Below are 22,625 nucleotides of genomic sequence, written 5' to 3' on the forward strand. Positions count from 1 at the left end.
CATCGGCCTCCTGGTCATCGGCACCGCCGGAGCCACCCACCCCCGTCCGCCCTCCTCTCCGTGCGCGGTCCGTCAGACGGCCGGCCAGGCGTCGGCCAGCAGCGCGCGGGTGTCGCCGAGGAGCTGCGGGAGCACCTTGGTGTGGCCCACCACGGGCATGAAGTTGGTGTCGCCGCCCCAGCGCGGGACGAGGTGCTGGTGCAGGTGTGCGGCGATGCCGGCGCCGGCGACGGCTCCCTGGTTCATGCCGATGTTGAAGCCGTGCGCCCCGGAGGCCCGGCGGAGCGCGGTCATCGCCTTCTTGGTGAAGTCGGCGAGTTCGAGCGTCTCCGGGCCGTCGAGCTCGGTGTAGTCGGCGACGTGCCGGTACGGCACGACCATGAGGTGGCCGCCGGTGTACGGGTAGAGGTTGAGCACCGCGTAGACGTGTTCGCCGCGTGCCACGATGAGACCGTCCACGTCCGATTTGGACGGGATCGTACAGAACGGACAGCCGTCGTCGGCGCCGGGACCGCTCGGCTTGTTCTCACCCTGGATGTAGGCCATCCGGTGGGGGGTCCACAGGCGCTGGAACGCGTCGGGCGTCCCCACTCCGATCTGCTGCTCGGGCTCACTCGTCATGCGGTTCAGCATATGGCGTCACCCCCGGCGTGCGTGTCGCCGGGGCCCGGCCCCGGGCGGCGGCGGGATGCTTGCGGCCATGAGCGACCGCCCCGATCCCCCGAGCGACCGCCCCGCCCCCGCGGGCGACCGCTCCGCCGCCTCCCGCCCGCCGGCCCGGCTCGGCCGGTGGGAGGCGCGTGCGGAGGTGCCCCTGGCCGTCGCCTCACTGGTCTTCCTCGCCGGGTACGCGATCCACGTGCTGGCCGGCCGGGACCGCGAGCCGTGGCCGGACGTGGGGCTGTCGCTGGTCTACGGGACCTGGGCGCTCTTCGTCGCGGACTACGCCGTACGCCTGTGGCTCAGCGGCCAGGGCCACCGTTTCGTGCGGACGCACTGGCTGGACACCCTGGTGCTGGTGATGCCGCTGCTGCGGCCGTTGCGCGTGGTGAAGGTGTACACGGCGGTCCAGCAGCGCCGCTCGGAGCCGAGGCTGAGCCTGTACGCCCGCGTGATGTCGTACGCCGGGCTCTCCTCGGTCCTGCTCGGCGTCTCCGCCGCGCTGACCGTCTACCACGTGGAGCACACCGCGCCGGGCGCCAGCATCGTCACGTTCGGCGACGCGGTCTGGTGGGCGTGCGCGACCCTGACGACGGTGGGGTACGGGGACGCGGTGCCGGTCACCCCGGAGGGCAGGATCGTCGCGGCCGGGCTGATGGCGTGCGGTCTGGCCCTGCTGGGGGCGGTGACGGGTTCCTTCTCGTCGTGGCTGCTCCAGGTCTTCCGGCGGGAGGACGAGGAACGGCCCCCGGTGGGCTGACGCCGCACCGGGGGCCGTACGCGTGCCGTGCCGTGGATCAGACCTGGACGCGGTCCTCGACGGCCTTGGCGATCTTGGCGATCGCCTCGTCGACCGGGATGCCGTTCTCCTGCGAACCGTCGCGGTAACGGAAGGAGACGGCGCCGTTGGCCATGTCCTCGTCGCCCGCGATGATCATGAAGGGGACCTTGGCCTTCTGCTGGTTGCGGATCTTCTTCTGCATCCGGTCGGAGGAGGCGTCCACCTCGACCCGCAGCCCCTGCTTGCGCGCCGTGGCGGCGAACTCCTGGAGGTACGGGATGTGGGCGTCGCCGATCGGGATGCCGACCGCCTGGACGGGCGCGAGCCAGACCGGGAAGGCACCCGCGTAGTGCTCCAGGAGCACCGCGAAGAAGCGCTCGATGGAGCCGAACAGGGCGCGGTGGATCATGACCGGGCGCTGCTTGGTGCCGTCCGGGCCGGTGTACTCCAGGTCGAAGCGCTCCGGCAGGTTGAAGTCGAGCTGCACGGTCGACATCTGCCAGGTGCGGCCGATGGCGTCCTTGCACTGCACGGAGATCTTCGGGCCGTAGAAGGCGGCGCCGCCCGGGTCCGGGACCAGGGGCAGCCCCTGCTTCTCGGCGACCTGGCGCAGCGTCTCGGTGGCCTCTTCCCAGATCTCGTCCGAGCCGACGAACTTCTCCGGGTCCTTGGTGGAGAGCTCCAGGTAGAAGTCGGTCAGGCCGTAGTCGCGGAGCAGGTTCAGCACGAAGGTGAGCGTGCGGTCCAGCTCCTCGGCCATCTGCTCCTTGGTGCAGTAGATGTGCGCGTCGTCCTGGGTGAATCCGCGCGAGCGGGTCAGGCCGTGCACCACGCCGGACTTCTCGTACCGGTAGACCGTGCCGAACTCGAAGAGCCGGAGCGGGAGTTCACGGTAGGAACGGCCGCGCGCGTCGAAGATCAGGTTGTGCATCGGGCAGTTCATCGGCTTGAGGTAGTAGTCCACCCCGTCGTCGAGCTGCATGGGGGGGTACATGCCGTCGGCGTACCAGTCCAGGTGGCCGGACTTCTCGAAGAGCTTGCCCTTGGTGGCGTGCGGGCTGTAGACGAACTCGTAGCCCTCCTCCTCGTGGCGGCGCCGCGAGTAGTCCTCCATGGCCCGGCGGATGATGCCGCCCTTGGGGTGGAAGACGGCGAGACCGGGGCCGATCTCGTCGGGGAAGGAGAAGAGGTCCAGCTCGTTGCCGAGCTTGCGGTGGTCGCGCTTGGCGGCCTCCTCCAGGAACTCCAGGTGCGCCTTGAGCTCTTCCTTGGTGGGCCACGCGGTGCCGTAGATGCGCTGGAGCATCGGGTTCTTCTCGCTGCCGCGCCAGTACGCGGCGGCGTTGCGCATCAGCTTGAACGCCGGGATGAACCGGGTGGTCGGCAGGTGCGGACCGCGGCAGAGGTCCTTCCAGCACAGGTCGCCGGTCTTGGCGTCCAGGTTGTCGTAGATGGTCAGCTCGCCGCCGCCCACCTCGACGTCGGCGCCGTCGTCGGACGAGGCCGAGCCCTTGATGCCGATGAGCTCCAGCTTGTACGGCTCCGCGGCCAGCTCCTCGCGGGCGGCCTCGTCGGTGACGACGCGGCGGGAGAAGCGCTGGCCACGCTTCTGGATCTCCTGCATCTTCTTCTCGATGGCCTTGAGATCCTCGGGCGTGAACGGCTTCTCGACGTCGAAGTCGTAGTAGAAGCCGTCCTTGACCGGCGGGCCGATGCCGAGCTTGGCCTCCGGGAAGAGCTCCTGCACGGCCTGGGCCATCACGTGCGCGGTGGAGTGGCGCAGGATGTTGAGGCCGTCCTCGGAGGAGATCTCCACGGGCTCGACGGTCTCGCCGCCCTGGAGGACGTGGCTGAGGTCACGCAGCTCGCCGTCGACGCGGGCTGCTACGACCGAGCGCTGTCCGGGGAAGAGCTCTGCGGCCGTCGTGCCCGTCGTCACCACGTGCTCTTCCCGCTCGGAATCGCGATGGATGATCACACGGACGTCTGACACCGGTCTCTCCTGACTCAGGGGGCGCACCGCATTGCTTGCGCGTGCTCCAGGGATCGTACCGAGCCGGGCAGCCTAATTCACATTGCGTTCTTCTCCCGCGCACGACCGCGGCCCCGCGGGAGAGAGCGGTGAGCGCCCCGGAAGCTACGCCTCGTCGCCCGCGCACGCCTCTTCGAACCAGTCGAGGTTCTCCTGGAGCGCCTTCATCAGCCGGTCGCGCTCCGCCTCGTCGACCTGCACCGGCGCGACCTGGGTGGCGCCGGTGAGGCGCCGGAAACCGCCCCGGCTCTCCAGCACCCCCTCCACCCGCAGCGGCAGCCCGACCAGGTGGGCGTGACCGGCGATGCGGTACGCCTCCTCGTCCAGCTCGACCCGCACGTGCGCCACCTCGGCGCCCGCGAGGACGCGCAGCCGTACGGTCCCGGGGCCGCGCGGCCCCGAGCGGCGCATCCGTACGACGGCTCCGGTGATCCGGACCGGGAAGGAGGGCTCCTCCTGGCGGTAACGGGTGCCGGCCAGCCGGAGTGCGGGGAGGTCGCCCGGGGAGAAGTCGATGGGTTCGGGACGGGCCGGGCAGTCGTCGGGCGCACCGCGGGCGGGCTCCCAGTCGACGGTGATCCTGGCCCCCTCCGAGCCGCGGACCAGGGCGACCAGGGCCTCGGTCAGCTCGCGGCTGACGCCGGCCGGGACGGCGGCGTCGAAGGCCTCCATGCGGCCGGTGGCCCGCTGGTAGTCGACGGCCTCGCGGGCGGCGTGCAGCGCCCGGTAGAGCCGGCCGGCGACGGCGCGGCCGGAGGCGACGGGGAGGAAGGCGGTGAGCCTGCGGCCGCCCGGGGCAGGGCCGATCAGCACGTCGTCCAGCGCCGCACGGGCCCGTCTGCGGTGGCGGGCCCCGTGGTGGCCCGCGGGCCCGCGTACCGCGAGGGAGCCGGCCAGCAGGACGCGCAGGGCCGCCGAGCGCAGCGCCTCCGCCTCGCCCCAGCCCGCCGCTCCGGCGGCCCCCGCGGCGGCCGCCGCCCCCTCGGGGACCTCGCGCCGCCAGCGGACCTCGTCACTGGGTACGGCGAGGGCGACGAGGACGTCCCGGGCGGAGGGTTCGGCGCTGCGGGCGAGAGCCGCGACCGCCTCCGCGAGCAGCTCCTCGCTGTCGGGGAAGGCGACGGTGGCGGGCACCAGCAGGCTGGCGGGCCCGCCGGCCGGGCCGGGCGGGGTCCACCGGGTGTAGCGCCCGGCGGTCCCGCCGCGCCGGCACCAGCCGTGGCGGGCGAGGAGCGCCCCGAGGACGGCGGGGTCCACGGCGGACGGGTCCGGCAGGGCGCCGGACGCACCCCGGTCCGGTGCCTCTGGCGCCTTCCCCGCCTCCCGGAGGAGCTGGATCTCGGACGGATGGGCCCGGGTCCCCGGCTCCGCTCCCCCGCCGACGGGTTCGTCCATCGACCGGTGCATCAGGGTCTCCCTCCCGCCCCGACCCGGGCCATGATCTCGCAGACCGCCCGGTCGTCGAAGATCCGCGAGGTCGGGATGCGCACGGTTGTCCTGAGCCGGCCGGTCACCGGGTGGCCGGCCAGGTTGATCCAGTAGCAGCAGTGCCGCAGGTCGAGCCGGTCGTGTCCGGCGCGCAGCCAGTCGTCCTGGGCACGCGGCACGATCATCACGACCAGGATCCGGTGCACGGACACGGGGGTCCGGGCGAGTTTCACGAGGTGGGTGTTGTCGAGGGTGAACGGGAAGGTCCCGCCCCGGGGGTGCGGCGGGAGCTGGTAGGTGCACTTGAGCTGCACCTTGACGGTCACTTCGTCGTCGACGGTGTGGGCCGGGGCGCCGTGGCTGAGGTGCCAGTCGACGCCGTTGTCGGGAAACGGCTGCGAGAGGGAGCAGCCGGCCGCTGCCGCCACGGCGTGGAGGTACCCCACCTGAAGGGTCTCCATGCAGGCGGTGGTGGCGAGGGTGCCCCGCAGGGGGGCGGTCCGCCCGGCCGGCAGACCTCTCTCGCGGTCCGCGGCACGGGCGGTGCTCCCCGGGTCGGGCTGCGCGAGCGCCATGGCTCCGTATGCCTTCCGGGCTGTGCAGTTCTCCGGTCGTGGGCGTGCTTCAACTCCGACGGGGCCGGCACCACGAACGGCACCGCGAATCAGCGCCGGTCAACTCCGTTTCCCGTCAGAAGTGTTGTCACCGAAGGAGACGGCCCGCAAACGGCGTATCAGGCAAACACTGCGGGTATCACCGATATCGGGCAGAGGAATCACGTCATCTGCCGTGCGGGTGCGAGGAGTTCGGGGATGATGCACTGGTTCGAGGGGCCGTTGGCCGCATTTGACACGGAGACGACCGGGGTCGACGTCGAGGAGGACCGGATAGTCTCGGCCGCCCTGGTCGTCCAGGACACCGCCGGCGGACGGGCCCGGGTGACCCGCTGGCTGATCAATCCGGGGATACCGGTGCCGCCCGGGGCCACCGAGATCCACGGCCTGACCGACGGCCACCTGCAGCGCAACGGCCGGTGGCCGGCTCCGGTGGTGGAGGAGATCGCGCGGTCGCTCGCCGAGCAGTGCGCGACCGGCCGTCCGCTGGTCGTGATGAACGCGCCCTTCGACCTGACGCTGCTGGACCGCGAACTGAAGCGGCACCGGGCGTCCTCGCTCACGCACTATCTGGAGCACGTGCCGCTGTGCGTGGTCGACCCGCGGGTGCTCGACAAGCACCTGGACCGCTACCGCAAGGGGCGCCGCACCCTGACCGACCTCTGCGAGCTGTACGGGGTGGTGCTGGACGGGGCCCACGACGCGGCGGCGGACGCCGCGGCCTCGATGGAGCTGGTACGCGCCGTGGGCCGGCGGTTCACCTCGCGGCTGGAGCGGCTGAGCCCGGCGGAGCTGCACACACTCCAGGTGTCGTGGCACGCGGCGCAGGCACGGGGGCTGGAGGCGTGGTTCGCCCGGAGCGGCACCCCGGAGTGGGTCGACCCCGCGTGGCCGCTGCGTCCGCGGCCGGAGGTGGCCGCCGCGGCGTGAACGGCCGTGCCCTCACCTCCCGGTGCGGGCCGGAACGCGCGAGAGCCGGTCCGTCATCACTGACGGACCGGCTCTTCCCGGTGGGCGATACTGGGTTCGAACCAGTGACCTCTTCGGTGTGAACGAAGCGCTCTCCCACTGAGCTAATCGCCCGGGAACGGGTTGAACAATACAGGGCTCGGCGGGCTTCGTTCAAACCGCGTCGCGAAACGCGGCCGGCCCGCCTCCCGCCGGGGCGTCAGGCACCGTCGAGCACGGCGGTCAGCCCGCGCCTCGCCGCGCGCATCATCAGGGCGTGGTTGGCCCGGAAGACCGGCCGGGCGACGGGTGCCAGCAGCCGCATCAGCCGCTTGCGGACCTCGACTTCCTGGTCGTACCGCACGCGGCTGCCGTCACCCCGGCCGGTGACGGTCCAGCGGGCCCAGCCCTCCAGATCACCCCGCATGGACACTTCGAGGATTCCGGCCGCCGGATCGCGGCGGCCCCGCTCCAGGGTGACGACCAGGTCGTACGGCAGGACGGAGCGGAAGCGCGCCCGTCCCGTGGTCGCGTCCACCTGGGCCACTTCGCGGACCTGCGGCCACCAGTGCGGGTACTCCTCGCCCCGCTCCAGCACCGCGAGGACGGCGGCGGGCGGCGCGGGGAGGTCCCACAGGCTCGTGAACCGGTAGTGGTTCGGATTCATGGAGCCAGTCTGGCGCGCTCGGGAGGCGGCCGCCCCAGGTACTCACTCCCGGAAGTGAGTACCTGAACACATGTACGCACCCCGGCCCGGGCCCGACACTCCGGGCATGGAACATGCCCTGCCACCCGCCGAGGAACTGGCGCTCCTCGATCGTGAACTGGCTCGACTGGACCACCACCGGGCCCAGTTGCTCCAGCGCCGCGCCTGGCTGGTCGAAGCCCTGCGCGCCTCGGCCGGCTCCGGCTTCGCCCGCGCGCACACGGCCTTCGCCGCCCCGCCGCCGGTGTCCGGCCCGCGCACCCCGGCGCGCACCCCCTCCGGGCGCGGCGCGCAGAACGTGCTGCTCGCCCTCGGCGGGCTGCTGCTGGCGGTCGCCGCCATCGCGTTCACGCTGCTCAGTTGGGGCTCGATGGGCATCGGCGGCCGTTCCGCGGTGCTGGCCACCGTGACGGCCGCCGCCCTCGTCGCCCCGGTCCTGCTGCGGCAGCGCGGGCTGCGGGCCACGGCCGAGTCGCTGGGCGCCTTCGGGCTCGTCCTGACGCTCCTCGACGCCTACGCCCTCCACGCGGTGGCGCTCCCCGGCACCGGCGGCGCGGCGTACGCGGCCGTGGCCTCGGCCGTGCTCGCCGCGCTCTGGGCGGGGTACGGCCTGACGCCGGGCCGGCCGGTGCTGCCGGTTCCGGCGGCGGTGGTGGCGGGTCAGCTGCCGCTGGTGCTGGGCTGCGTGGCCGCCGGCGCCCCGGCCCTCGCCTTCGGGTGGGCGCTGCTGGTCACGGCGGTGCTGGACGGGGTACTCGCGGTCCGGGCGGTCCGGTCCGGGGTTCGGATCACCGCCCTGGTCTGCCTCGCGGCCGCCGGGTCGGGCGCGCTGCTGCTGGCCCTGGCCCGGTCGCTGACGGCCGGGGGCCCGGTCGCGGCGATCGCCCCGGGGGCGCTGCTGGTGCTCGCGGGGGCCGCCGCGCTGCTCGCCGTGCGCTGGGCGCCGGCCGGCCTCGCGACGGCCTGCGGACTCGTCGGCGGTCTCGCCGGGGTGGCGGGGACCGGTGGGGTGGTGCGGGCGGGGCTGCCGGCGGAGTGGGCCGTCGTGGCGTATCTGCTCGCGGGGATCGCGCTCCTGGCGGTGGCCCGGGCGCTGCCGGTGGTCCGGGTGCTGTCCGTGGCGGCGGGCGGGCGGGGTGTGGACGCGGCGGTGGCGGCCGTGGTCGCGGGGGCGCTGCTCTGGGCGGTGCCCTGGGTGGCCGCGGTCCTGCTGGGCCCGCTGTCGGCGGGTACGCGGGTGTGGGCGGGCGCCCCGGAGGGGTTGCGGGACGCGCTCGGCGGGCCGGTCCCCCCGTCGTGGACGATGGCCGCGCCGGTGGCCCTGGCGGTGGTGGCCGTCCTGGGGGCGACGGCCCACCGGTGGATCGTGCGGCCAGCGGGGGCAAACGGCGTGGAGGGCGCGGAGGGCCTCGCCGCCGCGCGGACGCGGACGTTCTGGACGTGGTGGCGGGGCGCGGCCCCGGTGGCCGTACCGGCTCTGGCGGCCGGCGCGGTGCTGGTCGCGGCGGCCGCCGCGAACATCCCGTACGCCGCCGGGGCGGTGCTGGAGACCCTGCTGGTCGCGGGGGCGCTGGAGCTGCTGGTGCGCTCCAGCCGGGGCCGGACCCGGCCCGCCGCCGGGCCGGCCGCGCTCGGCGGCGCGCTGGCGGGAACGGTGAGCGTGGCCGCCCTGGCGCTCCCCTCCCAGGCGGCGACCTACGCCGTGGTGGCGGCGCTGACGGTGCTGTTCACCGCTACGGCCCTCCGGCTGCCGGAGCGCCCGGTGCGCTCGGTGGCCGCCTGCGCCGCCGTCCTCGGCGGGATCGCGCTGACCGCCGCCGCCGTCGGGTCGCTGGGGCTCTCCGCCCCGCACGGAGCGCCGCTGCTGCTGGCCGGCCCGGCGGTCACGGCGCTGCTCGGCGGGGTGCTCCGGCGCCGCCCGGTGTCGGTGCCGGTGGAGCTGACCGGGTCCTTCGGCGTGCTGGTGGCGGTGGGCATGGCGGCCACGGACCCGGCGTCGCTCGCCCTGGTGCTCGGGCTGTCCGGAGTGCTGGCCGCGGGTACGGCGGTGCGGCCGGAGCGGCGGAAGGCGGCGGGCACCCTGGCGCTGGTGCTCTTCGTGCTGGCGTCCTGGGTGCGGCTCGCGGCGTCGGAGGTCACCGCCCCGGAGGCGTACACCCTGCCGGTGACGGTCCCGGCCCTGGTGGTGGGGGTGCTGCGGCGCCGCCGCGCCGCCCCCGGCCACGAGGTCTCCTCCTGGACGGCGTACGGCGCGGGGCTCACGGTCACGCTGGTGCCGAGCCTGCTGGCGGCCTGGGGCGACCCGGGGTGGACGCGTCCGCTGCTGCTGGGGCTCGCGGCCCTCGCGGTCACGCTCGCCGGGGCCCGGGCCCGCCTCCAGGCCCCGCTGCTCCTCGGCGGCGGGGTGCTGGCCCTGCTCGGCCTGCACGAGCTCGCCCCGTACGTGGTGCAGGTGGTGGGCGCGCTGCCGAGGTGGCTGGTGCCCGCGGCGGCCGGGGTGCTGCTGCTCGCGGTGGGCGCCACGTACGAGAAGCGGCTGCGGGACGCCCGTCGGGTGAAGGAGGCCCTGGGCCGGATGGGGTGAGGGGGTCGGCCCCTGCCAGCCCCGGACTCGGGGCGGGCAGGGGGGACGGGGCGGAGGGTCAGCCGGGCATGCGGTCGCCGACGAGGGCCAGGTTCTCGATGGCGGCGAGCCCGTAGAGGGCGGTGTCGTTGGTGGAGACCCAGGCGGCCTCGGTGCCCGCGACGGTGGCGAGGGGCCCGGTCACCTCCTCGGTCTTCCAGGGCGCGGACTCCTTGTATCCGTCACCGTTGAAGAACTTCTCCCAGGCACGGGCGGCGAATGTGGCGTCACCGGTCCGCACGGCGGCGTAGGCGTCCATGCGGGAGTGGCCCTGGAAGAGGCTGATGCTGCCGAAGTCGGAGCCGTAGCGGGCGGCCTGTTCCGCCTTGGTGGCGTTGAAGTACCGGCAGTAGTCGAGGTACGCCCGCTCGAACGCCGGCATGTCGACGAGGGCGACGAGTTCGGCGCAGAGTTCGTTCAGCCCGAAGACGCCCGAGAGGTGGGAGACGCTCACGACGGGCTGCGCGGCGATCGCGAACCGGCCGGTGTCGAGGTCGTACAGTCCGCTGCCCTGGACGAAGCCGTTGGGCTGTGCGGCGATCGTCTCCATGGTGCCGAGGACCCGGTCCCTGGCCTTCGCCGCCTGCGGACCGCCGCGCTCCCACTCGGTGAGCCAGGCGGAGACGAGCCCGCTCCAGTCGGTGCCGAAGCCGATGGAGAGCGCGTGCCGGTCGGGGGTGTACACGTCGGTGCGGACCTTGCGCTGCGGGTCGAGCGCCAGGAAGGTCTCGTCGGAGTCGACGTTGGCGCGCATCAGGTCGCCGACCCGTTCGTCGGCGGTGAGGAAGTAGTAGAAGCGGCGGTAGGTGGTGTTGGCGATGCGCTGCTGCTTGGCGCTGTCCGCGTAGTGCTGGACGCCGTGGCGGGTGCCGAGCCCGGCCCACTCGCCGAGGTGGTAGACGTCGACCTCGCCGGTGTGGCGGGTCATCGTCTCGGCGAAGCGGAAGATGTCGGCACGGCCGGAGCGCAGATAGGCGTACCAGAGCCAGAGGTCGGTGGAGAGCTCGGAGTTGTCCCAGGCGTAGCCGCCGATGTCGTACCGCCACTGGTGCCGGGACGGGTCGTACGTGTGCATGACGTCGCCGTAGTCCCAGAAGCCGTACCAGCGCCGCATCTCGACCTGGTCCCGGTAGTACGAGAAGAGGAAGTCGAGGTGGTCCTCGATCCTCGCCTTCGCCGGGGTGGAACGGTCCGGCTCGGCGAAGAGCCCGCCGAAGACGCCGGCGCCGATGAGCTGGGAGGGCGGGGCGACGAGCTGCGGGAGGGTGCGGACGGCGGCGGTCTGGCGGGCCAGTGCCTCGGCGCCGGGGGTGGAGTCGTGGACCCAGAAGAGGAGTTCGCTGGTGCGGGCGATGCCGTACGGGGTGCCGAAGCCGGGCTCGTAGTCCTCGTAGGTGATCTCCAGCCCGTCCAGCTGCTCGGGGTATGTGTCCATACCGAGGCCGTCGTGGTAGAAGCGCAGGTCCATGGGTTCGGCCTCGGGCGACCAGAGCCAGACGGTCACCTCGGCCTCGTCCGTGTCGGCGCCCCTGATGTCGAGCTGGGCGGGGAACTTCTCCCAGAAGTCCCGCAGCCCGAAGGCGAGTCCGCCGCTCACGCCGCCCACGTAGCCGAAGCCGGAGGCGCGGCGTCCGCCGCCCGCGGCGATCCAGCCGTGCCCCTTCGCGGTGCGCTTGCGCAGCGCGAACCCGTCCGCGGAGAGCTGGCCGAGGGTGTAGTCCCCCCAGGTGGGGATGAGGGGGAGGCGGCTGGTGACCCGCTGGTCCCAGGTGGCGGGGTCGGGAAGGCGTACCCCCTCGAACTGGGCGGCCCGGACGGCGGCTCCGGGGTCGCGGCGCAGGCCGGTGATGCCCTTGACGGCCTCCCGGAGCATGCCGGTGCCCTCGCCGCCGAGCCGGACGTGGCGGTCGTAGGTCTCGTCGCGCATCGGGACGGTGAAGCGGACGCCCAGACCCCGGACGAAGTCGCCACTGGCCTTTCCGGGCTCCTGGATGCCGTCGAAGGTGATGGTGTGGACCATCCGGAACGACTCGGCGCCGGCGTGGAAGTAGAACCGGACGGAGAACGGCATCCAGGAGCGCGAGCCGCGGCGGTGCCTGCCGTCGACGCGGACGACGGCACGCAGCGGGCCCGCCTGTTCGACCTCGGCCGAGGCGATGGCGCTCTCGAAGCGTTCGTACGTCTCCTTGCCCTGGTCGCCGTCCTCGATCTCGCCCTGGCGGATCAGGACCAGCCTGCCGTCCTTGGCGATCTCGGTGCCGCCGCGCACCAGCGACTTCACGAGCGAGGAGCCGGTCTTCCCGATCTTCGCGGTGACGCCCCCGGTCGAGACGGTGATCGCCGAGCCGGAGCCGCTGACGGTGACCTTCGCCCCGGGGGCGGTGGGTTCACCGGCGGTGAGGGCGAACTTCCCGGCGCCGGCCGCCTCCGGCCCGACGGCGTGGGCGCTCCACTTGAGGGAGCCGTCCGGCCAGGTGGCGGTGGTCCAGCTCTGCACGGGGACGGCCTTGCCCTCCGCGGTGGCGAGCGCGAACTTCTGGTCGGCCGGGTACCGCCCCTTCGGCCAGGGCACCCCGAACGTCGTGCCGGGGGCCGCGCCGAGCCCGCCCTCCTCCAGCCAGCCGATCTCGACCGGCTCCCCGCCTTCCCCGGCGGCGGGCGTGGCCGCTCCGGCCCGTGGCGCGCCGGCGAACGCGGTCGAGGACAGTGAGGTGGCGGCACCGACGACGGCTGCGGCCTTGAGCATGGTGCGACGGGGGATCGGGGACATCACGACTCCACTTCTCGGGGGGACTCGGTTCGTGTGCGCTCGCGCCGGCATGGAACCGGGCAGGCCGGACCGCCCCGGGGTGCGCTCCGCGCCCCGGGGGTGGACGGGAGGTCAGCGGCGGCGGTCGGTGACGACCGCCGCGGCGGCGAGTGCGCCCAGGGCGGTTACGGCGAGCGGGGGCAGCTGCCAGGCGGTGAGGGCGACGGCGGCGAACCCGCCGACGAGGAGCAGCGAGCCGACGGGGTCGGTCGCGGTACGGCGGACCGCCTCGCGCAGCAGCGGTGTCCAGCGGGCGCCGGGCCGCCAGGCGGCGGCCGTACGGAGTGCCGCGACGGCCAGTGCGAGGGCGCCGAGGACGCTGACCGCCGCGAGGAGCCGGCCGCCGGGCAGCTGTCCGGACCGGGCGATCCGCCAGTCGAGTGCGAGCAGGGCGAGGGCCGCCCCGGTCAGCGGGGAGACCAGCAGGCCGGTGCGTGCCGCCTCCCGCAGATCGCCGGCGAACTCCCGGATCCCGCCGCGCCTGCCCTCGGTCTGCCGCCGCAGGTGGGCGCAGCCCGCCGCGAACGCCGGTACGAGGGTGACCAGGGGCAGTGCGGCGAGGGTGATCCAGACCCCGGTGAGCAGGCATTCGGCGAAGAGCGCGAAGCGGGCGAGCCGTTCGGTGCGGCGGCGCACGGCGGCACGCCGGGTGTGCGCGCGGACGCCGGTGGTGGTGGGTGCGCCCATGGCCCGGTCAGCCCTTCAGCCCGGAGGTGGCCGCGCCTTCGACCAGGTACCGCTGGAAGGCGAGGAAGAAGGCGAGTACGGGCAGCAGGGCGAGGACCGACATGGCGACCATCCCGCCGTAGTCCGCCGCGCTGTCCTGGTCGATGAACATCTTCAGGCCCATGGAGACGGGGTACTTGTCCGGCTCGTTGAGGTAGAGAAGCGGACCGAGGAAGTCGTTCCAGGACCAGATGAAGGTGAAGATCGAGCTGGTGATCAGGGCGGGCCGGGAGAGCGGCAGCATGATGTGCCAGTAGATCCGGGGGTGGCCGCAGCCGTCGAGCCGGGCCGCCTCGTCGAGTTCGCGGGGCAGGTTCCGCATGAACTGCATCATCAGGAAGACGAAGAACGCGTCGGTCGCCAGGTACTTCCCGAGCAGCAGCGGCACATAGGTGTTGATGAGTTCCATCTTCTGGAAGAGCACGTACTGCGGAATGATCAGTACGTGGTACGGCAGCAGAAGGGTGCCGATCATCAGCGAGAAGAGCAGGTTGCGGCCCCGGAAGTCGATCCGGGCGAAGGCGTAGGCCGCGAGCGAGCAGGAGAACAGCACTCCGGCCACCGAACCGAACGCCAGCACCATCGAGTTGACGAAGAAGGTCGAGACAGGGATGTCGGCGATGCCGTCCGTCAGCTTCCGGTAGTGCTCGAACACCGGTTGAGTGGGGAAGAGTTCGAGCCCTCCGACGATGTCCTCGCTGGGTTTCAGCGAGCTGCCGATCACCCAGAAGAGCGGGTAGAGCACCAGCGCGAGGACCAGGAGCGCGCCGACGTGCCAGAGCACCGAGCGCGTCGTCCGGCGCCGCGCCGGGTGGAGGAGCGCGCTCATCGGATGTCCTCCTCGTAGTGGACCCAGCGCCGCTGGGACCGGAACAGCACGGCCGTGACCAGGCCGACCGAGATGAGCAGCATCCAGGCCATGGCGGAGGCGTAACCCATCCGGAGGTTGGTCCAGCCCTGTTCGTACAGGTAGCAGGTGTAGACGAGCCCGGCGTCGGCCGGACCGCACTTGCTGTTGGTGACGACGTAGGCCGAGGCGAAGATCTGGAAGGAGTGGATGGTCTCCAGCAGCAGGTTGAAGAAGAGCACCGGGGAGATCATCGGCAGGGTGATCGAGCGGAACCGCCGCCAGGCGCTCGCGCCGTCCACCTGCGCCGCCTCGTACAGCTCGCGCGGCACCTGCTGGAGGCCTGCCAGGAAGATGACCATGGGCGCACCGAACTGCCAGACGGTGAGCGCCACCAGGGCGTAGATCACCATGTCCGGGTCGCCGATCCAGCCGCCGACGTGCACGCCGAAGACCTGGAGCGAACGGTCCACGACGGCGTCGTCCGAGAAGAGCGCCCGCCACACGATGGCGATGGAGACGCTCGCGCCGACGAGCGAGGGGGCGTAGAACGCGGCCCGGTAGAAGCCCTGGCCGCGCCGCGGCTTGTTGAGCAGCAGGGCGACGCCGAGCGCCGCCGCCAGCTTGAGCGGGGTGCCCACCAGGACGTACGAGGTCGTGACCTCGACGGACTTGCGCCAGCGGGGGTCGGAGAACATCTCGGTGAAATTCTCGAACCCGACCCACCGGGGGCTGTCGAAGAGGTTGTAGTCGGTGAAGGCCAGATAGAGCGAGGCGAGCATGGGGCCCGCGGTCAGCAGCAGGAAGCCGACGATCCACGGGGACATGAACAGATAGCCGGCGAGGTTCTCACCGCGGGCCCGCCGCCGCCCGGAGGCGGCGGGGGCCTTGCGGGGCGCGGGGCGCTCCTCGGGCGGCGACGGCGCGGGGGCCGCCTGGGTGTCGGTCATCGCCGTTCCTCTCAGGAGCCGAGTGCCGTCTTCGCCTCGGAGAAGAACTGCTTCGTGCCGTCGTCCACCGAGGTCTTGCCGAGGAACACGTCGGCGGCGATGCGCAGGAAGGCGGCTTCGACGATGTCGGCGCCCGCCGGATGCGGGGTGATCGGCTCGACGTTGCCGGCGATCTGCTTCTCGTACGCGGCGATCTGGGCGGAGACCCCGGTCGGCTCGTAGGCGTCGAACTGCTCCTCGGTGGCGAGGACGCCCCGGTCGTAGCCCATGATCTTGCCGACCTCGGGGTCGTGGACCATGAAGTCGATGAAGGTGGCCACCTCCTTGGGATGCTTGGTGCGGGCGGACCCGCTGAGCATCAGTGAGGAGATGTACTGCCCGGTGCGCTTGCCGTCGGTGGTGGGTACGGGCGCGAGGGCGAGCGGGGTCTTGGTCTCGGAGGTGTAGCGGACCAGGAAGTTGTCCCAGGTGAACTCCCCCGCGGAGAGGTCCTTCGACAGCCCGGAGGTGGGCTTGGCCTGCTCGATCTTCTTCGGGTCGGTCAGGACGCCGGCCTTCGTGCGGGCGTAGTTCTCGTTCCACCAGTCCTTGAGGTCGGCCTCGGTGAAGCCGAGCTTCGCGTCGTCGGTGAAGAAGGCCTTGCCGTGCTGACGCAGGACCAGGTCGTAGAGGTACATGATCCCGCCGCCACCGCTGTCCCCCGGCAGCCCGCTCTTGCTGATCTTCTCGGTGGCCGCGTCGTACTCGTCCCAGGTCCAGCCCTCGGTGGGGGTGACGCCGATCTTCTCGTACTCGGCGGGGTTGTAGATCAGGGCGAAGGTGTTGCCGCCGACCGGGACGCCGACCAGCTTGCCGTCGACCTCTCCGGCCTTGTCGAGGCCGGCCCGGAAGTGCTCCATGCTGAGGTTCCCGGCCCGCACCTGGGCGCTGAGGTCGAGCAGCACCCGCTTGTCGTCGTACTTGCGCAGGAAGGCGACGGAGTTCTGGAAGACGTCGGGGGCGTTGCCTGCCGAGGCCTGCGTGTTGAACTTCTTCCAGAAGTTCTCGTAGTCCTGGAAGTCGGTCTTCACCTCGACGTCAGGGTGCTTCTTCTCGAACAGGGCGATCGTCTTGTTGATCAAGGTGGCCCGTTCCTGTCCGCCCCACCAGGAGTAGCGGATCTCCACCTTGCCGCCGGCTCCCGTTCCGCCGTCGCCTCCGCAGCCGGTGGCGAGAAGCCCCAGCGCCACCACGGACACGCCTGCCGCACGCAGTCCCCGGGTATTTCGCCAAGACGCCATGACACACCCCATCCCGGGCAGGTCGCACCCCCGCCGCGGTAGATTGAATCGTTCAAGAAAGCGCTTGCCGACAAATTATGGAGTGGACACGACAACGTCAACGGTTGTGACAGGATCGGTCGAAGCGCTTCACCGGGGCATCGGAAACACCCGGGCGGCCCGGGTTCCGCGAGGGGCGGGCAGGGCTTCCGGTACCGGGCCAGGACTCCGCTCCGCCGGAGGACACCCGACCCCATGACGTCGACGGGGAACGCGGAAGGCCCGAGAAACCTTGCGGTTTCTCGGGCCTTCCGTCCGGGTGGGCGATACTGGGTTCGAACCAGTGACCTCTTCGGTGTGAACGAAGCGCTCTCCCACTGAGCTAATCGCCCGGGCGCACCGCAAACATTACCGCATGTCAGCGGTGCCCCTGGACCACCCCGCACTCACTCGCTGATGTTCCACGGCAGGCTGAGGCCGAACCTCCAGAGGTAGACCCCCACCAACGCCGCGATGATCACGAGCCCGGCCACGGTGAGAATGATGTTGCGACGCCGCACCTTGGGATCGAGCGCCTTCTGTGCCGCCTCGGTGACCTTCCGCCGGGTCCAGCGGAGCACGAGCTGCGCCCAGACGAACTCGGTCGCCCAGATCGCCATGCCACCGAAGATCACCAGCCACCCCGGCCCGGGCAGCACGAGCATCGCCACCCCCGCCGCCACGACGGCGAGGCCCACGGCGAAGACGCCCACCTGCCAGCTCAGGTGCAGGGGCTTCGAGGCCTTGATGAAGGCCGGCGCCCGGGAGCCCAGCTCACGCTCCGGTTCCGTCACGTCCCCCGCCACGGAATCCGGCTCCGCGACCGCCGCGGTTCCGTCCCGTTCGTCACTCTGCGCATTCATGGGTCTCAACCTACCCGACCGCTCTCCGTCACTGGAATGGGTGCATGACGGAAAGTTACACACCGCTGTACGGGGGACCCAAAGAAGCACAAAACGGTCAGAGGGGTTTACAACGCCACCGTAGGTGGCATGTCGATTTCGCCGACGTGCGAATCCCCGAGCGCACACTGAGCGAAAGGCCCTGGCGCTTATGAACACCACGGTCAGCTGCGAGCTGCACCTGCGCCTCGTTGTGTCGAGCGAGTCCTCACTGCCTGTACCCGCGGGCCTGCGGTATGACACGGCCGATCCCTATGCCGTGCACGCCACCTTCCACACCGGAGCGGAGGAGACGGTCGAGTGGGTTTTCGCCCGTGACCTCCTTGCCGAGGGGCTGCACCGGCCCACCGGCACCGGAGACGTCCGCGTCTGGCCATCTCGTAGTCACGGCCAAGGCGTCGTCTGTATCGCACTGAGCTCTCCGGAGGGAGAGGCCCTGCTCGAAGCCCCGGCGCGGGCCCTGGAGTCGTTCCTGAAGAGGACCGACGCCGCGGTTCCGCCGGGCACCGAGCATCGTCACTTCGACCTCGACACCGAGCTCTCACACATCCTGGCCGAAAGCTGAGCCAGGCGACGAACTGCGGGACGCCGTCCGACTCGGGGAGACGGCGTCGCGCGGACAACCTCATAGGGCAGGAACCGGCGCCGTCACCGCGGAACCCACCGCGGTGGCGGCGCCGGCGCGTGCACGCGGACATGGACGGCGGCCCGCCCGCCGGTCCCGGCCCCCGCGCGGGCGGCACGAGCCAGTAGAGTCTGCCCGCATCTGCGGGCACGGCGCCCGCCGGAGGCCAGGGAGCAAAGCGTGCTGATCCCACACGACACCCGCATCGCCCTCGACACGGTGGTCGATCTGGTGAACACCGCCCCGGAGAGCGGATCGCCCGACGGCGGACCCACGGACGGGATCGCCGGCACCACGGAGCTGTACGCCTTCGCGGCGCACCACCGCGTCAGCGACGTCGGCCGGCTCGGCGAGAAGGACCTGCGGGCGCTGTGGGACGTACGCGCGAAGTTCGCGGCCGTCTTCGCGGCCACGGACGCCCGGGCCGCGGCCGATCTCGTCAACCAGCTGGTCGCCGCGGCGGGCACCACCCCGCAGCTGACCGATCACGACGGGTACGACTGGCACGTCCACTACTTCGCACCGGGCGCCTCGATCGCCGACCACCTCGCGGCCGACTGCGGCATGGCCCTGGCGTTCATCGTGGTCATGGGCGAGCAGGAGCGGCTGCGGCGGTGCGAGGCCCCCGACTGCGGCCGGGCGTTCGTCGACCTCTCGCGCAACCGCTCCCGCCGCTACTGCTCCAGCCGCACCTGCGGGAACCGCCTCCACGTCGCGGCGTACCGGGCCCGGCGCAAGGAAGCGACCGGCTGAGCGGGGGCCCGGGAACGGGCGACGGAACGGGCTGGGGAGCGTGCGAGGGGGCGGACGTCCGCACGTTCGTCCCCGTCCGTTCGCGGGCCGTCCCGGGCGCGCGGGACGTCCCCGGTTCGCGGGCCGCCCCCGGTTCGCGGGCCGCCCCCGGTTCGCGGGCCGCCCCCGGTTCGCGGGTCGTCCCCGGTTCACAGCAGGAAGAGATCGTGCAGCGCCGCCATGAGCAGCAGGGTGCCGACCACGGTGAGGAAGATCATCAGTGGGGGCTGGGAGAGAGCGAAGAGGCAGCCACGGGGCTCTTCGGCGGTCTGTGCGGGGGCTTCGCCCCTGGATGTGTCCAACATTTCGTAGCGATCATGACCCAGGCGGGGCCGCCCCGGAGATCAACCCCGTTTTTGGGTCCGGGAGTTCACCTCGAAGGAGCGCGAAAATCGCCTGGCCGTTCGAGTCTCCCCCAGCTGTCCGGAGGGCGGCGGTCCGGCCACCGCCGCAAGGCGGCCTGCCGTCAGCGGGCGGAGGCGCTGGACGCGCGGACGACGAGTTCGGGCTGGAGCAGCACGCCCCGGTGCTCGTGGGCACCCGAGTCGTCGTCCGCTTCCTCGAGCAGCAGCTCCGCCGCGAGCTGCCCCATCCGGACGGCGGGCTGCCGGACGGAGGTGAGCGGTACCGCGGCGGCGGCGGCGAATTCGATGTCGTCGTAGCCGACGATGGCGACGTCCTGCGGCACCCGCACCCCGGCCGCGTAGAGCGCCTGCAGGACGCCGAGGGCGAGCAGGTCGTTGGCGCAGAAGACGGCGGTGGGGCGGGGTACCAGACCGAGCAGCCGGGCCCCCGCGTCGCGGCCCGCGGCGACGTCGAGCCGGTCGGAGGAGATTTCGACGAGCGCCTCGGGGGGCAGGCCCGCCTCGGCGAGGGCCGCGAGGGCGCCGACTCTGCGGTCCCTGATCTGGTGGAGGTCGCCGAGGCCGCTGACGTAGGCGACGCTCCGGTGGCCGGCCTGGACGAGGTGGCCCACCGCCAGCGCGCCGCCGCGCACGTCGTCCACGGAGACGGAGCAGGAGTCCGGGCCGGAGGCGACCCGGTCGACCAGCACGAACGGAATCCGGTGGCGGGCGAACGACTCCAGGTTCCGTCCGCTCGCGTCCGCCGGGGTGACCAGTACCCCGCAGACCCGCTGTTCGGCGAAGAGACCGAGGTATTCGGCCTCCTCGGCCGGGTTCTGGTCGCTGTTGCAGACCATGACCCCCAGGCCGGCCTTCCGCGCGGCCCGCTCGGCGCCCCGGGCCACGTCCACGAAGAACGGGTTGCCCATGTCGAGGACGAGCAGGGCCATGATGCGGCTGCGGCCGGCCCTGAGCTGGCGGGCGGACTCGCTCCGTACGTAGCCCAGCTCCTCTATGGCGGCGAGCACGCGGGCGCGCGTCTCCGGCAGCACCGCCTCGGGCCGGTTGATGACGTTGGAGACCGTGCCCACCGAGACGCCGGCCCGCCGGGCCACATCCTTGATCCCTGCCACACGCGCCACTTGTCCTGCCCCACTGATGCCGACTGCCGCCCCCGGCCGCCGTGCCGGTCGACGGATCCGCCCATCGTACGGAGGACCCGCACCGGAGCGGGACCCGGGCCGGGCGCATGAATTGATTCAATCCGCGGCGGCCCGACGCTCCCCGGGCGCCACTCCGGCACGTTCCTCACGCCCGCGGAGCACGGGCGGTCCGCCCACTCCCTGCGCCCTGCCTGAATCAATTCAGGGGCGGACGGGCTCACACGGTCAGTGGCGGTCCCTCACCGTCGGGGACGGGCTCAGAGGCCGTGCTTCTTCAGGATGGCCTCGATGTCGCTGAAGTCGTCCGCCGGCTCCGTCCCGCCCGTGCCGCCCGGCTTCTCGCCGGGGCGGGAGGCGGGGTGCCGACCCGTGGGCGCCTGCCGGAGCGAGGGCACGGAGGACGCCGGAGCGGTCCGTCCGTCGTCGCCACCCCGGGGGGCGGCCTTGCGCTCCTCCCGGGTCAGCCCGCGGCGGCGCTCCACCGCCCGCGTGGTGACGAAGAGCAGCCAGGCGGCGCCGAGCAGCAGGAAGCCGATCCACACGCTCGGATCGAACGCGATGCCGGCCACCCATTCCACGATCCCCGTGAGTACGAGGCCGATCGGGACGAGCGAGTACGCGGCGATCCGGGCGGCGGTGAGGAACCGCTTGCGGTACGCCGTCACGGCGGCGATCCCCAGGCCCGCCGCCGAAGCCGCGGAGCAAATGGTCTCGGCAATCATCGGGGCCTCCAGCGGCAGGAACGGGCGTCCCTTCCATCGTGCACCGCCCGGGGTGACCGGGGCCATGCCGTCGGCCGTGCGTCAGGGTCTTTTCGGGGTCCGGCTCCTCCTCCGGGAGGGACCCGGCGCCGGCCGGACGCGGATCGGGTGGCGGCGCGACGCCGGCCGGACCGGACTCGGGGGCGCCGCCGATTGGGTCGTGGCCGTACCTGCTGAAAGACTGGCCGCATGAGCGATTCCACCCCCGTGAGCCCCGTCGTCGTCGATCTCTGGTGCGAGCTCGAATGCCCCGACTGCCACCGCGCCCTCACCGACGTGCACGCCCTGCGCGCCCGGTACGGCGACCGCGTCGAGATCCGGCTGCGGCACTTCCCGCTGGAGAAGCACAAGCACGCGTACGCGGCGGCCCAGGCCGCCGAGGAGGCCGCGGCCCAGGGCAAGGACTGGGCGTACATCGAGGCGGTCCTCGGGCGCACGGCCGAGCTGTCCCGCGCGGGCGAGCCGCTGCTCCTGGAGGTCGCCGGTGAACTCGGCCTGGACGCGGAGGAGTTCGACACGGCCCTGATCGACGGCCGGCACATGCTGATCGTCGACGCCGACCAGGCCGAGGGGAAGGCGATCGGGGTGACCGGCACCCCGACCTACGTCGTCGGCGGCGAGCGTCTGGACGGGGGGAAGAGCCAGGACGGGCTGCGCGAGCGGATCGAGTCCCTCGTCGACGGGCTGCTCGCGGCCCGGGGCTGACCCGGTCGGCCCCGGCCCTCCGCCGCCGCCTACAGGGCCTTCACCAGGTTGTGCGCGGTGGGCTCGTACCCCAGCGACTCGTACAGTCTCCGGGCCGGTGTGTTCGACGTGAAGACGTGCAGCCCGATCCGGTCGAACCCCGCGCTCCGCGCCATGCCGTCGGCGAGCCCCATGAGGGCGCGGCCGTACCCCCGTCCCCGGAACTCCGGGTCCACCTCGACGTGGAAGACGTACCCGATCGTCGCGCCGGTCTCCGCGGGACGTCCCGAGAGCCAGACGTGGCCCACGGCCCGGCCGTCCTCCTCGCGCTCCAGGACGTCGATGTACACCCCCGGAGTGGCCAGGCCCTGCGGGAGGAGCTGGGCGTGGTCGGTCTCGGACTTGCGACGGGCCTGCTCCGGGGGGACACCGCGCTCGGCCCACTCCCGCGCGTACTCCTCGTGGCGGCCGTCCAGCCACGGCGCGAACTCCTCCGGCCTCATCGGCCGCCCCACGAGGCCGGGCGGCGGCGCGGGGGCGTGCGCGGGCGTCGGCCGGTCCATGTTCCGGCTGCGCTCGGCGTAGCCGAGTACGGCGGCGAGCCGCAGCGCCGGTTCGTTCCCGGCCGGGATCCGGGCGCGCACCTCCACGCACCCCCAGTCCCGCAGTACCTCCTCGGCGGCGAGCGAGGCGATGATCGCCCGTCCCCGCCGGCGGCGGTGCTCCTCGATGCGGAGACCGTCGAGCACCCCGGTGGCCGGGCCGAAGGACAAGTCGGTGGAGAGGCTGACGGTACCGACGGGGCGCCCGTTGTCGCACACGTCGTAACTACGGGTCCGCGCGCCGTCGGCGCTCTGCTGGGTCGGCCCGGTCGGCCGCAGGGTCGTGGTCACCGCACTTGTTCTACCGGCCCGGAGCCGCCGGGTCACCCC

The 22,625-nt window shown here is 72.6% G+C and carries 21 protein-coding genes and 2 tRNA genes; 6 read left to right on the top strand and 17 right to left on the bottom strand.

Annotated features, from left to right (window positions below; translation table 11 throughout):
- Nucleotides 1-72: 72 nt before the first annotated feature.
- Complete coding sequence (locus tag ACWCSV_RS23360) at nucleotides 73-633, bottom strand: HIT family protein (protein WP_451145189.1); 561 nt, start codon at nucleotides 631-633, stop codon at nucleotides 73-75.
- A gap of 67 nt (nucleotides 634-700) precedes the next feature.
- On the opposite strand from ACWCSV_RS23360, the gene ACWCSV_RS23365 reads away from it, so the two are divergent.
- Nucleotides 701-1,420, top strand: a complete 720-nt coding sequence (locus ACWCSV_RS23365) for a potassium channel family protein (RefSeq protein WP_451145191.1) — start codon at nucleotides 701-703, stop codon at nucleotides 1,418-1,420.
- Nucleotides 1,421-1,457: 37 nt separating this feature from the next.
- Here ACWCSV_RS23365 and thrS read toward each other — a convergent pair whose 3' ends face one another.
- The 3 genes from thrS to ACWCSV_RS23380 all read right to left on the bottom strand — a co-directional run bounded on the left by thrS (nucleotide 1,458) and on the right by ACWCSV_RS23380 (nucleotide 5,476).
- Nucleotides 1,458-3,434, bottom strand: coding sequence for a threonine--tRNA ligase (gene thrS / locus ACWCSV_RS23370; protein ID WP_451145193.1), 1,977 nt, complete (start codon nucleotides 3,432-3,434; stop codon nucleotides 1,458-1,460).
- A gap of 144 nt (nucleotides 3,435-3,578) precedes the next feature.
- Nucleotides 3,579-4,880, bottom strand: a complete 1,302-nt coding sequence (locus tag ACWCSV_RS23375; RefSeq protein ID WP_451145195.1) for a hypothetical protein — start codon at nucleotides 4,878-4,880, stop codon at nucleotides 3,579-3,581.
- Complete coding sequence (locus ACWCSV_RS23380) at nucleotides 4,880-5,476, bottom strand: DUF4365 domain-containing protein (protein WP_451145197.1); 597 nt, start codon at nucleotides 5,474-5,476, stop codon at nucleotides 4,880-4,882. The genes ACWCSV_RS23375 and ACWCSV_RS23380 overlap by 1 nt, the downstream gene beginning before the upstream one ends.
- Nucleotides 5,477-5,713: 237 nt before the next feature.
- On the opposite strand from ACWCSV_RS23380, the gene ACWCSV_RS23385 reads away from it, so the two are divergent.
- On the top strand, nucleotides 5,714-6,445 hold the full coding sequence (locus ACWCSV_RS23385; RefSeq protein ID WP_451145199.1) for an exonuclease domain-containing protein: 732 nt from the start codon (nucleotides 5,714-5,716) through the stop codon (nucleotides 6,443-6,445).
- An 81-nt stretch (nucleotides 6,446-6,526) separates the two neighbouring features.
- On the opposite strand, the gene ACWCSV_RS23390 is transcribed toward ACWCSV_RS23385, so the two are convergent.
- Both ACWCSV_RS23390 and ACWCSV_RS23395 read right to left on the bottom strand, forming a co-directional pair.
- Nucleotides 6,527-6,598 (bottom strand) — tRNA-Val (locus ACWCSV_RS23390).
- An 85-nt stretch (nucleotides 6,599-6,683) separates the two neighbouring features.
- A complete protein-coding gene (locus ACWCSV_RS23395; RefSeq protein WP_451145201.1) occupies nucleotides 6,684-7,130 on the bottom strand; it encodes an SRPBCC family protein in 447 nt (148 codons plus the stop codon).
- Nucleotides 7,131-7,236: 106 nt separating this feature from the next.
- Here ACWCSV_RS23395 and ACWCSV_RS23400 point away from each other — a divergent pair, with 106 nt between their 5' ends.
- Nucleotides 7,237-9,753 carry an SCO7613 C-terminal domain-containing membrane protein gene (locus tag ACWCSV_RS23400; RefSeq protein WP_451145203.1) on the top strand — a complete coding sequence of 839 codons (2,517 nt, stop codon included), beginning with the start codon at nucleotides 7,237-7,239 and terminating at the stop codon, nucleotides 9,751-9,753.
- Between the two features lie 58 nt (nucleotides 9,754-9,811).
- On the opposite strand, the gene ACWCSV_RS23405 is transcribed toward ACWCSV_RS23400, so the two are convergent.
- The 7 genes from ACWCSV_RS23405 to ACWCSV_RS23435 form a co-directional block, all read right to left on the bottom strand.
- Nucleotides 9,812-12,562, bottom strand: a complete 2,751-nt coding sequence (locus ACWCSV_RS23405) for an exo-rhamnogalacturonan lyase family protein (RefSeq protein ID WP_451145205.1) — start codon at nucleotides 12,560-12,562, stop codon at nucleotides 9,812-9,814.
- A 111-nt stretch (nucleotides 12,563-12,673) separates the two neighbouring features.
- The gene (locus ACWCSV_RS23410) at nucleotides 12,674-13,288 is read right to left on the bottom strand and encodes a DUF624 domain-containing protein (protein WP_451145207.1); all 615 of its coding nucleotides are present in this window, start codon (nucleotides 13,286-13,288) and stop codon (nucleotides 12,674-12,676) included.
- A gap of 7 nt (nucleotides 13,289-13,295) precedes the next feature.
- Nucleotides 13,296-14,156 carry a carbohydrate ABC transporter permease gene (locus ACWCSV_RS23415; protein WP_451145209.1) on the bottom strand — a complete coding sequence of 287 codons (861 nt, stop codon included), beginning with the start codon at nucleotides 14,154-14,156 and terminating at the stop codon, nucleotides 13,296-13,298.
- The gene (locus ACWCSV_RS23420) at nucleotides 14,153-15,124 is read right to left on the bottom strand and encodes a carbohydrate ABC transporter permease (RefSeq protein WP_451145211.1); all 972 of its coding nucleotides are present in this window, start codon (nucleotides 15,122-15,124) and stop codon (nucleotides 14,153-14,155) included. Before ACWCSV_RS23420 ends, ACWCSV_RS23415 begins: the two co-directional genes overlap by 4 nt.
- 11 nt (nucleotides 15,125-15,135) lie before the next feature.
- Nucleotides 15,136-16,404, bottom strand: a complete 1,269-nt coding sequence (locus tag ACWCSV_RS23425; RefSeq protein WP_451145213.1) for an ABC transporter substrate-binding protein — start codon at nucleotides 16,402-16,404, stop codon at nucleotides 15,136-15,138.
- 299 nt (nucleotides 16,405-16,703) lie between these two features.
- Nucleotides 16,704-16,775, bottom strand: a tRNA-Val gene (locus ACWCSV_RS23430).
- A gap of 54 nt (nucleotides 16,776-16,829) precedes the next feature.
- The gene (locus tag ACWCSV_RS23435) at nucleotides 16,830-17,285 is read right to left on the bottom strand and encodes a TIGR02611 family protein (RefSeq protein ID WP_451145215.1); all 456 of its coding nucleotides are present in this window, start codon (nucleotides 17,283-17,285) and stop codon (nucleotides 16,830-16,832) included.
- 190 nt (nucleotides 17,286-17,475) lie between these two features.
- On the opposite strand from ACWCSV_RS23435, the gene ACWCSV_RS23440 reads away from it, so the two are divergent.
- Both ACWCSV_RS23440 and ACWCSV_RS23445 read left to right on the top strand, forming a co-directional pair.
- Nucleotides 17,476-17,889, top strand: coding sequence for an SsgA family sporulation/cell division regulator (locus ACWCSV_RS23440; RefSeq protein WP_003959770.1), 414 nt, complete (start codon nucleotides 17,476-17,478; stop codon nucleotides 17,887-17,889).
- Between the two features lie 240 nt (nucleotides 17,890-18,129).
- Nucleotides 18,130-18,702 (top strand): CGNR zinc finger domain-containing protein, encoded by a 573-nt coding sequence (locus ACWCSV_RS23445; protein WP_451145217.1) that lies wholly within the window; start codon nucleotides 18,130-18,132, stop codon nucleotides 18,700-18,702.
- A 188-nt stretch (nucleotides 18,703-18,890) separates the two neighbouring features.
- On the opposite strand, the gene ACWCSV_RS23450 is transcribed toward ACWCSV_RS23445, so the two are convergent.
- The 3 genes from ACWCSV_RS23450 to ACWCSV_RS23460 all read right to left on the bottom strand — a co-directional run bounded on the left by ACWCSV_RS23450 (nucleotide 18,891) and on the right by ACWCSV_RS23460 (nucleotide 20,970).
- Complete coding sequence (locus ACWCSV_RS23450; RefSeq protein ID WP_327174738.1) at nucleotides 18,891-19,046, bottom strand: hypothetical protein; 156 nt, start codon at nucleotides 19,044-19,046, stop codon at nucleotides 18,891-18,893.
- A 161-nt stretch (nucleotides 19,047-19,207) separates the two neighbouring features.
- The gene (locus ACWCSV_RS23455; protein ID WP_451145219.1) at nucleotides 19,208-20,227 is read right to left on the bottom strand and encodes a LacI family DNA-binding transcriptional regulator; all 1,020 of its coding nucleotides are present in this window, start codon (nucleotides 20,225-20,227) and stop codon (nucleotides 19,208-19,210) included.
- Between the two features lie 278 nt (nucleotides 20,228-20,505).
- Nucleotides 20,506-20,970 (bottom strand): hypothetical protein, encoded by a 465-nt coding sequence (locus ACWCSV_RS23460; RefSeq protein ID WP_451145221.1) that lies wholly within the window; start codon nucleotides 20,968-20,970, stop codon nucleotides 20,506-20,508.
- Nucleotides 20,971-21,198: 228 nt separating this feature from the next.
- Between ACWCSV_RS23460 and ACWCSV_RS23465 the strand changes: the two genes are divergently transcribed.
- Nucleotides 21,199-21,714, top strand: a complete 516-nt coding sequence (locus ACWCSV_RS23465; RefSeq protein ID WP_451145223.1) for a DsbA family protein — start codon at nucleotides 21,199-21,201, stop codon at nucleotides 21,712-21,714.
- A gap of 29 nt (nucleotides 21,715-21,743) precedes the next feature.
- Here ACWCSV_RS23465 and ACWCSV_RS23470 read toward each other — a convergent pair whose 3' ends face one another.
- Nucleotides 21,744-22,586 carry a GNAT family N-acetyltransferase gene (locus tag ACWCSV_RS23470; RefSeq protein WP_451145225.1) on the bottom strand — a complete coding sequence of 281 codons (843 nt, stop codon included), beginning with the start codon at nucleotides 22,584-22,586 and terminating at the stop codon, nucleotides 21,744-21,746.
- Nucleotides 22,587-22,625: the final 39 nt, after the last annotated feature.

It is taken from the genome of Streptomyces sp. NPDC001770 (assembly GCF_053596135.1).